The organism is Rhizobium leguminosarum bv. viciae USDA 2370, from assembly GCF_002008365.1.
Lineage (GTDB): Bacteria > Pseudomonadota > Alphaproteobacteria > Rhizobiales > Rhizobiaceae > Rhizobium > Rhizobium leguminosarum.
Map to the genome: position 1 here is coordinate 196905 of NZ_MRDL01000036.1, position 13846 is coordinate 210750.

Below are 13846 nucleotides of genomic sequence, written 5' to 3' on the forward strand. Positions count from 1 at the left end.
TATTTCTTTCCGGCCGCAATTTTCAAAAATTAATATGTCTAGCCTGGAGGATAGTCTTATTTCCACTGCGGGATTAGGTAACAGATTCCATAATTGTGCAGCGCAACTTTTTTTGCAATGCAAAATATTCAGGATACCAAGGTATTTTTTAGGGAGCGTAAGAATTATCGCGGGATAGAATGCATTTTAGTGTTCCATTTTAGCAGGCAGAGAGAGGTCCGCGGTTAAAAGATTTTCCAGTATCTTTGGGAGATCACGGCGTGACCGTCTACTATGTAAATTCGGCAACAGGATCCAACCAGAACAGTGGAGTGAGCGAACAGTCGCCTTTCGCGACGCTTTCCGCTGTCGAGGCGCTCAAGCTCAATCCCGGCGATAGCGTGCTCCTGGCTGCCGGAAGCGTTTTCAACGAACAGTTCGATTTGAAGTACTCTGGCAGCATCGCCGCTCCGATTACGATCGGCAGTTATGGCGTTGGCGATGCGCCCGTTATCCATAGCAGCGGTGACGGCATCCACACTTCAAATGCGTCGAATATCGTTATCGAAAACATCAAGATATCGGACACATCAGGCGCGGCGATATACGCAGCAAACGTCTGGAACTGGACGGTCCGCAACGTCGAAGTGGAAAATACGGGAAGTTCCACCAAGGCCGGTTCGGTCAATTTCAAGAGCAGCCAGAACATCACGATCGAAAACAGCACGATCACCGGCGTGACTGGCGACGGCATCTGGATGGAAAAGGTTAAAGGTGTCACCCTTCTCAACAACACCGTCACCAACAGCCACGGCACCACGGCAGATGCCATCCAGTTGAATGACAGCAGCAATATCCTGATCAGCGGCAATCATCTCGACCAGACGGATGCCGTTACTCCAAAGGGCGTCATAGCGCTGGTGCGGGCGGTGAATGCCGTGATTGAGGACAATACGCTGGTTGGGGGCGGCTTCGGGGTGAGCGCGCAGGCGGGCACCAATATTGCCATCCATGACAACGATATTTCCGGTTACGGCGGCTATAGCTGGTCCTATGCTATCGGTCTCGGCGACCAGGGCGACACGAAGAACTACGACATCTCAGGCAATTACATCCATGATGGCGTATGGGGCGTGTCGATCAGCGCCGCCGGCACTCCAATTTACGTTCGTGAAAATATCGACGTCCACGACAACGTGTTCGAGGACCTGTCCTCGGCGGCGCTGAAGGTCGACAGGCCTGCATCGGGCTCGTTTCATGACAATATCATAGACAGCGATGTCACGCCGTACAGTATATCGCCTGCCATCATCGCTGCGAATACCTTTCCCGTCAGCGACAACCAGACGCTCGAGCAAGCCCAGGCCGCGTTGGAAAGCCAGGACAGTCTCGTTGCTGGCGATACAAATGTCAGTTCGGCGTCGACTGCCGAGCACGTGGCTACCGCTGCGGCTTCCGAAGTGCATGTGGAAGTTTCGTCACAGCAGCAGACTATCGCGGCGGTGACAGAAAAGCTTGTATCCACCGCGCCGCTGGCTGTGACGCCAAGAATCGCCGCCGTCCATGACAACCTGAAGATCGCGAGTGACACCGGCAGCGCCTATCACGGCAATCTCCTCGAAAACGACAGTGCCTCTAACGGGACTGTGCTGCTCCGCCGCTTCGGTGACAGTGCGGTGGACAAGCATGGGCTGACGCTGACCGGGAAATACGGCGTCATCCATGTCGACAGCGATGGTGACTACACCTATACGGTCGATGCGGCCAAACTCGCCGGCATTAGCGGTAACGTCAGCGAATCCTTCCAGTACAAGATCTCCGACGGTGCTTCACACATCGATACGGACTCGTTGAGCGTCTCCATCAACGTGGATGCATTTCATGGCTCACATCTGCTGGTCTGAGTCAGACGGGACGGGTCGGCGGGGCCGCCTTGCCAGCCGCTTTATCTCGACATTAAAGCTCGATGATGAGTGCTCGCTGGCGGTCGAGTCGGGGAATGGTCGCTGACCTAATATTTCAGCCGTTCATCTTCATAGTAAAATATGGACTGAATATATAGTTAATGCCCGAGTAAACATCGTGTTTATGCACGCGGCACGGCTATCCCTTTGGCTCGTTATTGGGCGGTTTGCGATTTTCACTTGCTTGGGCCGGTATATTTAGCGTAGCGTCAAGTTAGAACCCCTGAAATCGCGCGCGCTATAAATTGGAATTTCTTGGCCATTTTTCGGTGGGATTCATATAATAGGTGTGAGCTTGCAAGCGGAAGATCGGCACCGGTGCCGACAATCCAGATGCGGCTGTGTTATTGATCGGGCTTGATGGACCCGTAGCTGCAGTGCGCTGGCATGTATGCCTGTGGGTTATGCGGTAAGAGAGGGATTACTTTCGTGTTTCAGAGTTCAACAGCGGATGCGAGCGAGCCATCCAAAGCCTTGAGGAAATGCAAGGGGGGGCTTGTTTTCATTGGAATAGCAAGTGCGCTTATCAATATCCTCTATCTTACAAGTTCATTTTTTATGCTTGAGGTGTATGACCGGGTCATCCCCAGCAAAAGCATACCCTCGCTGGCTGCCCTGGCAATACTTGCGTTGATGCTTTACGCCTTTCAAGGAGCGTTCGAGGTTCTGCGAAGCAGGATGCTCGTGCGTGTTGCCGGTTCACTTGACGAGATGGTGAACGGACGTGTGTTCCGGGCGCTTATCAAGGCTCCGCTGAAGGTCAAAATCGGCGGCGACGGGCTTCAGCCGTTGCGCGACTTCGACCAGATCAGAACCTTCCTGTCCGGTATGGGCCCGACAGCGATGTTCGATCTGCCGTGGTTGCCGTTCTATATCGTGATCTGTTTCCTCTTTCATCCGGCGATCGGATATATCGCGATCGGTGGATCGCTGGTTCTCGCCATCCTGACGTTCATGACCAATCAGGGAACGCGGACGCTATCAAAAAAGCAGTCTGACTCCGCAAATATGCGGAATGCCTTCGCGCAGACCTCGATCCGCAACTCCGAGGTCATCCACGCCATGGGCATGGCAGGCACGATGGCCGAAATCTGGGACCGCAAGAACAGTGAATACCGGACGATCACTCGGCAGGCATCGGATGTCGGCAACGGATATGCGACCTTGTCGAAGATTTTCCGTATTGCTCTGCAATCGGGGACGCTTGCGACCGGCGCAATCCTGGTCATTCAAGGGCAGGCCTCTTCGGGAATTATCATCGCGGGCTCGATATTGACCTCGCGCGCCCTGGCGCCTGTCGAAGCAGCGATCGGAAATTGGCGTGGCTTCGTTTCTGCTCAGCAGAGCTGGGCGCGGCTTTCGAGCCTGCTGAAAACCATTCCTGAGATTCCAGCCCCGCTTGCGCTCGCGGCTCCTACCAAGCAAGTCACTGTTGAGGGCCTGGCGAGCGGACCACCGGCTGGCCAGCGCCTGGTCATCTCCGATGTCAGCTTCGGCTTAAGGGCAGGGAGCGCGCTTGGGGTCATTGGTTACAGTGCCTCGGGTAAGTCGTCGCTGGCGCGGGCGATGATGGGCATCTGGCCGACCGTCAGAGGATCCATTCGCCTTGATGGTGCGGCACTCGACCAGTGGGACGGTGACGCACTTGGCCGGCATATCGGTTATCTCCCGCAGGATGTGGAGCTTTTTTCGGGGACCGTCGCGCAGAATATCTGCCGTTTCGCGAAGGAGATGTCGCCCGAGGCAGTGGTTGCCGCAGCGAGGGCGGCGCGTGTTCACGATCTTATCCTTCGTCTGCCGAACGGTTACGAAACCGAAATCGGCGAAGGCGGTGCGGCGCTTTCGGCCGGCCAGAGACAGCGGATCGCGCTTGCAAGAGCGCTTTACGGCGAACCATTCCTCGTCGTGCTCGATGAACCGAACTCCAATCTTGATGAAGAAGGCGAGCGGGCGCTGAGTGCTGCGATCATGAGCGTGCGGGCGCGCGGCGGCATTGTCGTTGTCATCGCACATCGGTCCGGCGTTCTGGCGGTCTGTGACTTCGTGCTGATGATGCAGGATGGCCGGATGATCGCGTTCGGTCCGAAAGAGGAAGTTCTGGCAAGGGTCAGCCGGCCGGAAGCGGCGCGCACGCCGATTGCCGAGCGCGTGGCTCAGCTTAAAGTCGTGGTCGACGGCATCAATGCGGCCGAATAGGCCAGAGGGAAGATTGTGAATAAAGTTATCAGTGAATCGAAACGCTCCCTCAATCGGCATGTTGCCGTTGTCGGTGCGTTGTCGATAGCCCTCGTTTGCGGCATCGGCGGTTGGGCGGCGACGACAGAGCTTTCGAGCGCAGTCATCGGCGAGGGCGTGATCGTTGTTGACGGCGATGTCAAGAAGGTCCAGCACCTGACAGGTGGTATCGTGTCGGAACTGCTGGTCGCCGAAAACGACCATGTGACGGCAGGGCAGGTGCTGATACGGCTCGATGGGACGACGACAAGAGCGAACCTCTCGATTGTCGAAAGCACGCTCGCTCAGCTTTATGCGCGCCGCGCCCGTCTGAAGGCGGAACGGATCGGCGCCGATTCGTTCGAGGTCGAGGAAAACATCACTGATCTGACATCCAGCACCTCCGCGGCGAAGCTTCTCGATGGTGAGCAGAAATTGTTCGACAGTCGCAGGACGGCGCTTATCGGAATGAAGAGCCAGTTGGCATCGCGCAAGGACCAGCTGGCCGAGCAGGTAAAGGGGTTGGTCGTTCAGATCAACGCCACCAGCGATGCCTTGGGTTTGATCGAACAGGAGCTTGAGGGCATTGATACGCTCTACAAGAAGGGTCTCGTCACGCTTCAGCGTTTGAATACGCTCAAGCGCGCACGCGCCGATCTCCAGGGCAACAGCGGCCAGGAAATCGCATCAAAGGCCGAGGCCGAGGGTAAGGCAATCGAGATCGATCGCCAGTCGATCCAGCTGGATGAGGATCGTCGTTCGGAGATCGCAAAGGACCTGACCGACGTCGAGGCACAGATCGCCGAATATGAAGAGCGCCGCGGAACCGCACTCGATCAGCTGCACCGTCTCGACATTACCGCGCCGCTGACTGGGCGAGTTCACGAACTTTCGGTTCACACCGTCAATGGTGTCATCGATCCCGGTCAGACGTTGATGCTCGTCGTTCCCGAAAATAACGAACTTACGGTCGAGGCGAAAGTCGCCACCCGCGATATTGACCAGGTTCACGTCGGTCAGTCCGTCGATGTGCGCTTCAGTGCTTTCGATCAACGCACGACGCCTGATGTGAGCGGTGAGATTACCTCAATCGCCCCTGATATCGTCAAGGATGAGCGCACGGGCATCAGCTACTATCCCCTGCGCGTCAAGCCGAAAGCTGAAAGCATTGCCAGGATGAAGACGATAAAGCTCTATCCCGGCATGCCGGCCGAGGTCTTTATCAAGATCGGCGACCGGACCGTCATATCCTATCTGACGAAGCCGCTGACCGATCAGATGCAGCACGTATTTCGTCAGGAGTGATTGGCGGCTGTTTCGCGTGGTTGAAAGTCCGGACGTCTCAAAGCAGCCATCCGCCAGGGTGAGGTTGGATTGTTTCACGTTGCTCGAACGGGCATGAGCGGCCATTTCACGAAATTGTCTCAAGTCTGCGGCAAGGTCTCCCGATGATGTGTTTGCTGCTTTGGCGAGCGGCGCCGACTGCGAGGCGACCGGCTTGTGGACTGGTTCTGTTTCTGGCGTGTCTGGTGATGTTTTCCGCGGTCAAAAACGGCCATGCCGATAGTCCTCAGCCGCTGAAAATAGTGGCTTTCGGAACATCCTTGACGGCCCGCGGGGGATGGCAGCCCGCTCTCGAGACAGGGCTTTCAGCCTGCCTGCAAAGGCCCGTGAAAGTCGAGAGCGTTGCAAAGAGCGGCGAGACGTCACAATGGGCCCTTACCCAAGTTGATCGCGTCGTTGCCGCGCAGCCGGATATCATCCTGATTGAACTCTATGCTAACGATGCGACATTGCATCGGTTCGTGTCGCTTGCGCAAAGCCGAAAGAATATCGGCGACATCCTCGACCAGCTCCGGCAGCGCCTGCCGCAAGCGCGGATCATCGTCATGGCCATGAATCCGTTTTCGGGGCTGCGGGGGCTAATCCGCCCCTTTGTCGACAGCTATGTCTCTGCCCATCAGGCAGAGGCGGAAAAACGTGGTCTGGAGTTTGTCGACCACCGGCCGCATTGGGAGCGTCTTACGCCGGATGATCTGGCCACGGAAATTCCTGATGGTGTGCATCCTCTGCCTGACATGGCCTCCAAAATCATCGCGCCCGAACTCGTCAAACGTATCGCCGGCAACAATTGCGGAGAATGAAAATTCTCTCATGCCCGTCACAGTCCCTGACGGCTCTCAGGGTTCAGACCGCCGCAATATAGTTTTTCAGGTAGGTGACCAGTGAAGCCCGACCGGCCTCCGACGAATCTTCGTGAGACGGGCTATCCAGGTCTTCGAGCAGATAGCTCCTGAGATCGTCATCGGTATGTGCAACATAGATACCCGGTCGGCCTGCGAGCTGGCCTACCGTGGCAAGCTGATGATCGTTTCTATGCTCGCCGAGGGATGCCTGCCGGGGGACGAGAATGATCGGCTTTCCAAAACGTTTCGCGGTAAGCACAGTGCCAATTCCCGCGTGAGAGACGATGACACTTGCATCGAAAAAGACTCTATCGAAGTCCGCGGGCTCGATATTCTTGATCCATTTCATGTTCTGTGGCGTGTAGGTGCCCTTGCCGATCTGCGCCAGAACCGGTTTGGACAGTTCCTTTGCGAAGGTGTCGACAGATTTGACGAGGCGATCAAACGGCAGCTGCGTTCCGACGGTGACAAGGATCAAAGGACAGCTCCTGCGTAGTGGGGGCCATCCGGCCGTGAAAGATGCTGCCACTGCGTGAGCCAGAGCGTCGCAATATGGCCGGCCAATTTACCCGATAGCGACAGCTTCTCGACATTGGCGACGCTATCGATCCAGATCGTCCGCTTGCCCGTCAATTTGCCGGCAAGCAGGCAAAAAAGCCCGGGCGCGGCACCGGTCGAGATGACGACGTCGGGCCTCTGCTTGATGACGATGGAAAAGGCGCTGAAAAAGCACCTGATCGACATGGGTATCGAGTCGCGGCTGCAATCGGGAAGCACTAGTCCGTCCCGAATGTCGTATTTTGCAAGCAGTCCCGGGATGGTCGTTGCAAAGACGATATCGCAGCCCTCGAATGCGCCGCGCATGGCCATCAGTTGCTCCCAGTGGCCGCCTCCTGACGAGGCAGCGAGAACCTTCAATTTTTTCTCAGTCATAGACAGGCATCTCCTATATTTGACCGATGATAGGGGCGAAAAACCGTTCTGTACGAACAGCGATTGTCTCACGATAGTTCAATAGAAGTGTACCATTTTTGGCCCGGTTGATTGAAGCCTTGAAGTTCATGGACAGCCAATCACTCATGATATTTTCAACTGGAACATAATAAGGGTCAAAACTCTTCCAAGGGCGCTCGCGCAAACAAATATCAGAGCGCGGCATTGGGCTTGTATTCCTGGTATGCATGGCCGAGAATCCCATTAACCATGCCCGCGCCGCGCAGAACATGGGTGAGGGCTCGCATGCCCCAATAGGGTGAAATCAAGATCGCCGGCAGCATGACCAGCCCAAGGATGACTCTCGTGGCACCATAGGCCGCGCGATAGATCCGGCGCTTGAGGTTGCCATGCAGGACCTCGCTGACTGCGAAGGTATTGCCGAGCCGGTATTGTCTTTGCAATACCCATTTCCAGGTCATCCGGCTGGCCGGAACGATATCATGGACAAGCGCCTTGTCAGCCCAGAAGACCTGCATGCCACGGCGGATGGCTTGGTTGAAGAAAAGGTAATCCGTGCCCCCGGTGAAGCGCATCTTCTCTTCAAAACGCAGATTCCATGAGCGGATTAGGGGATAGTCGAACATGACGTTGTTCGAGGCCGCATAAGAAATGCGTTGACCGTCCTTGTTCTTCTTGCGCTCGAACACCCTTGCCTTGATGAAATATTCCGGCGGGTTTTCGGGATAGACCGGTTGGACGGGGCCGTAGACGCAATCGGCGCGGTTTTTCTCCCGTGTCTCCAGCATCGCGTCCAGCCAGCCATCGACCGGCCATTCGTCATCGTCGAGAAAGCAGAAGAGGTCAGTGCCGGGAGGCGCTGAATCCAATGCGCGATTGCGTGCAAAGGGTATGCCCTGATTTTGTTCGATGACGTAGATCAGGTCGTAGGCACCTGTTTGGCCAAAGCTCTCTACCGTGGCCCTTGCGCTGCCGGCCGCATCATTATCGACGATCACCATAGTGAGATGATAGGGACGAGCCGGCTGCCTGACCTGGCGCGTCATGACGTCAAGAAGCTTGGCGATCCCGTCGAGGCGGCGATAGGTCAGCACGCCGACGGCGATCCTCAGCGGCGCGGCGCCGACTTCTGTGCCGACGGATGAATGCGGAAAAGTCTTTTGCTGATTCATGACTGTCCTCTCCGCAGCATATTTCCCAAACGCTTGCGCGCCGCCATCAAGGCCACTTCGGTCGCGGCAGCATCGCCGAACGGACCGCCGGCCACCGTGTTGCGAGCTTCACCCCGGAGCTTCAGAAGCGATGTCGTTTCGGCAATTCCGCCGGCCACGAGGCTCTTGCCGAGTGCCTGCAGCCCGTCATAGCGGCGTGCCAGTTCGAGCCCAGTCGCGATCATGATCCGTGGGCGCAGCGTCTTTGCCCTGCTTGTGCCCGTGTACCGGTTCGACTCATGAATGCGCTGAAACGTCAGCGGTGTTTCGACGATGGCGCCGCGACCCAGATAGGCGGCTGCAAACTTGATGTAATTGTCGCTGAGGACGACGTCTTTCGCGACAGACATTGGCAGGATCTGAGACAGCAGATCGCGGCGGAAGCTCAAGCCGGATGTCGGCACAGGAAGCGAGGGAAAGCCGCCCCTGCGCAGCGTATCCCGCTTGTCGAACAGCGTCACCTGCAGCTCTGTTGGAGGCTGGTCGCTTTCCTCAGTCGTCACCCGGTCGAAGCACCAGTCGATCTCGCTGCGGTCGTAGATTTCGGCTATACGAGCGAGCTTGCCCGGCAAGAATGCATCATCGGCATCGAGGAGAAAGAGCACATCACCGCTTGCGGCCGCAAAACCCGCGTTGAAGCTCGAGGCCTGGCCACCGTTTTCCTTCAATACCGTCAGGATCTGTTCACCGTAGGAGGCAAGGATCTCTTGGGAATCGTCCGTCGATCCGTCGTCGACCACCACCACTTCGAAGTCGGGGTAGGCCTGTGACAAAACACTGTCGATGCATGGGCGCAAAAAGCGACCATAATTGAAATTGTTGATGAGCACCGAGAGTTTCAATTTACTGCCTCCTGGGCCAATCGATCACCGCGCGAGCGTCTGGGGCGCATATCGGCGAATTCCAGCACGATATCCACGCATGTAGTAATATTTCCAGATAGCCCAGAAACGCTTCTTCGATTGCGGCAAGAGATAAAGCATGGCTGCCCGAAATGCCCATTGCGCGCTTTCGATCCAGATCGGTAGTGGAACTCCGCTGAGTCTCACCCCTCCAGGTACCTCGTCAGGGAAGAGCGCCGGCATGCCATAGCCAAGCCGTTCGCCGCGTTTCTGTACCCAATCCTCAGTGACACTTGATGCCGGTATCCAGTGATGAACCACGGCCTCTGCGCATCGATAGGACTTGGCGCCATTTGCCGCCAGTCGAATGATGATTTCCGCATCTTCACCCATGGCAAATATCTTCCCTGGAAGAGGGCCGATATCTTCCCGGTAGCGCACGCTCGTTCCGAGCAACTCTCGCCGGATGATTGTGTTGGGACCCCAGACTTTCGTCGGGTCACAAGGTCCGCTTTGCGTTTCATCGACGATCGCGAAAGTCGAGCCCATTGGAATCCAATCGATAAAGCGGCCCTTCGGCTCCTTTTCCCAATCGGGGACGATTCTGCCGCCGAACACGCCATAGCCCGGATGGGCGATAGCGCAGTCGACAATCGCTTTCAGCCAGTTCGGTTCGGCGCGTATGTCGTCGTCCGTAAAGACAATGAGATCTCCCTTTATTTGATCCAAAGCCAGATTCAGCGCGCCAGACTTTCCCGGCTTGCGCTGCTGCAGGATGGTGATGGGAAGCTTCTCGCTGTAGGATTTCAAAAGCTCAAACGTATCGTCATTGCTATTATTGTCGACAGCAACCAATTCCCATCGATCATGGGGAAGCTCCTGACGCACCAAGGAATCCAAAGTATGGCGCAGCCGGCGGCTGGCGCCATTGTAAGATGAAAAGAGCACGCTGACGAAGAGATCCGACATCAGTTACCAACCCTCTTGGTGAAGTCGTAAGAGAAGATCTTCATGTTTTGACTGCCTGTGCGATGTCCGAGCGGTTCGGCGCCTACGCGGGGTTTGATCGTGTCTTGCCGAAAAACTCGCGCCTGTGACCCTCGCCGAGTACTCTCAGCTTGCGAAGATTGCGTAACCACCGCCGCGGTTTGGTGAGCACACCGCGGTTGAGGAAATACTGCCGCAGCAGGCTCGGTGCCTGACTATGCGATCCGCCATGGGCGACCCGATAGACCGCCCCGCGAAACGGCAGTTTCGTTAGCGGCGCGCCCCGCTGGGCAAGGATGCTTGCTATGCGGACATGGCTGCCCAGCATCGACTTGATCCAGTCGAGCGAAGCCTCCTCGAAACGTTCCGGCAGTTCATAGAGATCGGCACGAATGATCAACGAGGTACCGCAGAGATGGCTGAAGTCGTCGTGGCCAAACAGGAAGTTGCCGCCATCGTCCCAGATATAACCATGATCGATCGTCCATCCGTTGGCGTCCCGATTGTCGGATACGTGTTGAACGATCCGAGAGCTGACGAAATCGTCGTCATCGACAATCATGAAGAAGCGACTGTCGGTGGCATTCAGCATGCCGCTCAGAACGCGACGGCCTTTGTCTGCCCGGAAGGCATCAAGGAAGTCTTCCTTGCTGCCCTTTCCGAGCTCATGCAGGTCGTTCGGCGGAAAGGTGACACGCACGGCGGAGAATTTTTCCGGCAGGTCAGGCAGATCGGCGCCTTCGTTTGCCACGATGATGCCGCGCCAGTCTCCATTGGTCTGGTTGGAAATGGAGGCCACGGTCTGGGTCAGGTTTGCCTTCAGCCTGCTCCAATCGCGGGCATTGTCCTGATGTCGGACCGGGATAATGAAGGTGACAAGTGTCATCGAATGCCCCCTTAAGCCCGCAAGCTCACAGCTTCTTTTGCATCGACACGCCCCTTTGCCGCCTGACGACGCGCCCACTCTATTCCGTCCTCGAGCGAGGTTGCCTTGTATGAAAGGTCGGTTCCGCCGGAGAAAGCATTCATGAAGCGGCGGATCTTTCCATAGCTGTTGTCCAACACGGCATGCGGGCGGCCGAGCAGCAGCGAGCAGATATGGACGTGCAGGCGATCGGTCACGATTGCGCGGGCACGCGAAATCTGACTGATGCCGCGCTCGAAACGGTTGTGTGCCGCAGCGTCCAGTCTGCGCAAGGCAACTTCGCTCGGCTTCAATGCGAGATAAGCCGAAGCTACCCCCAACTTCTTGGCGATATCGACCTTCCGTTTCGACTCGGTAATCCAGTCTTCCACAGGAATATCGGAAGGAATTGTGCGATCGGTACCGCCAACCCGTTCTGCATCCTCCCGCAACATGGCGAGGACGGGAATCTGTGTCGCCCTTTCCGGAAGCGGACCGATGGCAAAAGCCATGTCGGGGCATAGTCGTACGGTGCAGTCGAAGTGTTTTTCGGAAAACTCCTTCGATTCTTCGTCGCGCACGAGCAACACGAAATTCTTGTGGCGCCCGATTGCCCGTTTGGATTGCTCGATGCGCTCAGGCGAGCTGTAGTGGATCGACTGCGGGAACTGGATGATCTGCCGATCCGGGAAACGTTCCATGATCGATTCGCGGAAATCCTGGTGGGCAACCCAGATATCGCCGAAATTGCCGCCTCCGTGAATGAAAATCGGGCCGGTCGGTACTCGCCGTTTCAGTTCGTCGGCGGAGAAGTCGTACAGCCTGGAAACATAGTCCGGGCGCTTGCCGAAGCGATCCTTGAGATAGGCCATCTCACCCAGCCAGATTGCCGAGTCGCCGCAATTGCGGATGTCGGGAAAGTCGAGAATCGCAAGCGGCTCGTCGCGCGAGACATAGTCCTTCAGGCAATCATGGATCATGCCGTTGAGTTTTGAGATCAGCTCCGATCTGGATTGGCTGGTCATTCTGCCTCTCTTGTTGATGTTCGTTTAACTTCAGGCCGACTTGGGTACGGCAATACGTTTGGCTTTTGACAGGAACTTGACAACGATACGCTGAACTTCGGTTTCCGGGCCGTTTGGCTTCTTCATTGCGAGCCAAAGGACACAGCTGGAACCGACATAGAGGATACCGCCGGTGACGACGAGGATGGCCAGGTGAAGGGCCAGCGCCAATTTGTCGGTGGGGGTGTTCAGGACATGCGACAATCCCCAGACGCCGGCAGCCATCACTGCGACACTGGCAAGCGCGCGGAAATTTGCCGCGAGCTGCTGGAAGAATGGCAGATTGATCAAGCGCTTGACGAGAAGCATATTGACTACGGTGGAAATCAGGCCCGTCAACACGCGGGCATAAACGACGCCCGGAAGCCCGGCCATCATGAGACCAGCGATGATGATGGGTACGCGGACCACCAGCATCTGCGTGTCGCGGATGAACAGCATCTTGGTATGGCCCTTTGCCATGCCGAGCGGTTGGACGAGCGAACCGAGGGTCTGCAGGGCAAAGACCGATGCGAGTGCCTGTACGATGAAGATCGCGGGAACCCACTTTTCTCCCAAGGCAAGCCGCATCATCGGATCAGCCACAACAGCCATGCCGATACCGGCCGGAAGCGCCACCGCCGCCAGAAGCGCCTGTGCACGCTGATAGGCTGCGATCAGCCGGACCGGGTCGTTGCGGACCTTCGAAAAGCCCGGGTAAATCGTCTGGTTCAATGGCGCCGTCGCCTCGCGCGTCGGCAGCGTCGAAAGGGTGTTGCCGACGGTATAATGACCAAGCTGCGTGGCGCCCAGCATCTTGCCGATCAGCAGGTATTCGATGCGCCAGTTCAGCGTGTTGACGATCTGGCCCGCCGTCAGCCACACCGAGAACGAAAACAATTCGCGTGCATGACGAAAGGTGATGCGAGGCCAGAACGGCAGGACGGTGTAGGAAACGATGATATTCGTGACCTGATAGGCGAGGGTGCCGATAACGAGCGCCCAATAACTCTGGTAGATGGCAGCAATTGCCACCGTCACGACGAAGCCGACCAGCTTTTGCGAGACGTTGAGTACGAACTCCTGCCAGAAGATCAGATCACGCTGCAGCATGACGCGGCGTGGATTGGCGAGACCACTCAAGAGCAGGCTGAAACTCAAGGCAAGCATCACGCTCGTCAGCCGCGGCTCGTTATAAAATTCGGCAATCGGATAGGACGCGGCGGCAAACAACAGCGCCAAAACAGCGCTTCGCGTCACGCTCAACGTCCACACCGCGCTGAAGTGCGTTTCGCTGGGAGACTCGTGGCGGATAAGCGCCTGATTGAGCGAGAGTTCGGTCACCGAACTCAAGATGACCTGGATCGTCGTTGCAATGGCGACGAGACCAAAATCAGCCGGCACGAGATACCAGGCGAGCACAAAGGTGCTGAGTGCCGAAAGTCCGTTGACGATGGCGCGGGACAGACTCAGCCACATGCTGCCCTGAATCAGTCGGTCGGTGACACTGCTCATAGATGAACGGCTCCGCACGTCGAGGACATTGACCATTTAATTGGACT

The 13846-nt window shown here is 56.7% G+C and carries 13 protein-coding genes; 4 read left to right on the forward strand and 9 right to left on the reverse strand.

All coding sequences use genetic code 11. The features are described from left to right. The first annotated feature begins 260 nt into the window (after nucleotides 1-260). From BS629_RS15970 to BS629_RS15985, 4 genes are all read left to right on the forward strand, one after another. Entirely contained in the window at nucleotides 261-1883 is a 1623-nt protein-coding gene (locus BS629_RS15970) for a right-handed parallel beta-helix repeat-containing protein (RefSeq protein ID WP_018243215.1), read from the forward strand. A gap of 489 nt (nucleotides 1884-2372) precedes the next feature. After that, on the forward strand, nucleotides 2373-4139 hold the full coding sequence (locus BS629_RS15975) for a type I secretion system permease/ATPase (RefSeq protein WP_018243214.1): 1767 nt from the start codon (nucleotides 2373-2375) through the stop codon (nucleotides 4137-4139). Between the two features lie 15 nt (nucleotides 4140-4154). Then, nucleotides 4155-5462 (forward strand): HlyD family type I secretion periplasmic adaptor subunit, encoded by a 1308-nt coding sequence (locus BS629_RS15980; RefSeq protein ID WP_018243213.1) that lies wholly within the window; start codon nucleotides 4155-4157, stop codon nucleotides 5460-5462. Between the two features lie 143 nt (nucleotides 5463-5605). Next, nucleotides 5606-6301 carry an SGNH/GDSL hydrolase family protein gene (locus BS629_RS15985; RefSeq protein ID WP_018243212.1) on the forward strand — a complete coding sequence of 232 codons (696 nt, stop codon included), beginning with the start codon at nucleotides 5606-5608 and terminating at the stop codon, nucleotides 6299-6301. A 43-nt stretch (nucleotides 6302-6344) separates the two neighbouring features. On the opposite strand, the gene BS629_RS15990 is transcribed toward BS629_RS15985, so the two are convergent. From BS629_RS15990 to BS629_RS16025, 9 genes are all read right to left on the reverse strand, one after another. Then, nucleotides 6345-6821, reverse strand: a complete 477-nt coding sequence (locus tag BS629_RS15990; protein WP_018243211.1) for a glycosyltransferase — start codon at nucleotides 6819-6821, stop codon at nucleotides 6345-6347. Then, a complete protein-coding gene (locus tag BS629_RS15995; protein WP_018243210.1) occupies nucleotides 6818-7276 on the reverse strand; it encodes a glycosyltransferase family protein in 459 nt (152 codons plus the stop codon). Before BS629_RS15995 ends, BS629_RS15990 begins: the two co-directional genes overlap by 4 nt. 13 nt (nucleotides 7277-7289) lie before the next feature. Continuing rightward, nucleotides 7290-7502 carry a hypothetical protein gene (locus tag BS629_RS38345; RefSeq protein WP_128408350.1) on the reverse strand — a complete coding sequence of 71 codons (213 nt, stop codon included), beginning with the start codon at nucleotides 7500-7502 and terminating at the stop codon, nucleotides 7290-7292. Further along, nucleotides 7489-8469: a glycosyltransferase family A protein gene (locus tag BS629_RS16000; protein ID WP_018243209.1), complete on the reverse strand. Its 981-nt coding sequence runs from the start codon at nucleotides 8467-8469 to the stop codon at nucleotides 7489-7491. Before BS629_RS16000 ends, BS629_RS38345 begins: the two co-directional genes overlap by 14 nt. Next, nucleotides 8466-9350, reverse strand: a complete 885-nt coding sequence (locus tag BS629_RS16005) for a glycosyltransferase family 2 protein (RefSeq protein WP_018243208.1) — start codon at nucleotides 9348-9350, stop codon at nucleotides 8466-8468. The genes BS629_RS16000 and BS629_RS16005 overlap by 4 nt, the downstream gene beginning before the upstream one ends. A 24-nt stretch (nucleotides 9351-9374) precedes the next feature. Continuing rightward, nucleotides 9375-10319 carry a glycosyltransferase family 2 protein gene (locus BS629_RS16010; RefSeq protein ID WP_018243207.1) on the reverse strand — a complete coding sequence of 315 codons (945 nt, stop codon included), beginning with the start codon at nucleotides 10317-10319 and terminating at the stop codon, nucleotides 9375-9377. Between the two features lie 82 nt (nucleotides 10320-10401). Further along, nucleotides 10402-11223: a hypothetical protein gene (locus BS629_RS16015; protein ID WP_018243206.1), complete on the reverse strand. Its 822-nt coding sequence runs from the start codon at nucleotides 11221-11223 to the stop codon at nucleotides 10402-10404. A gap of 11 nt (nucleotides 11224-11234) precedes the next feature. Next, the gene (locus tag BS629_RS16020) at nucleotides 11235-12266 is read right to left on the reverse strand and encodes a polysaccharide pyruvyl transferase family protein (protein ID WP_018243205.1); all 1032 of its coding nucleotides are present in this window, start codon (nucleotides 12264-12266) and stop codon (nucleotides 11235-11237) included. Between the two features lie 30 nt (nucleotides 12267-12296). Then, nucleotides 12297-13799 (reverse strand): lipopolysaccharide biosynthesis protein, encoded by a 1503-nt coding sequence (locus tag BS629_RS16025; protein ID WP_026188495.1) that lies wholly within the window; start codon nucleotides 13797-13799, stop codon nucleotides 12297-12299. Nucleotides 13800-13846: the final 47 nt, after the last annotated feature.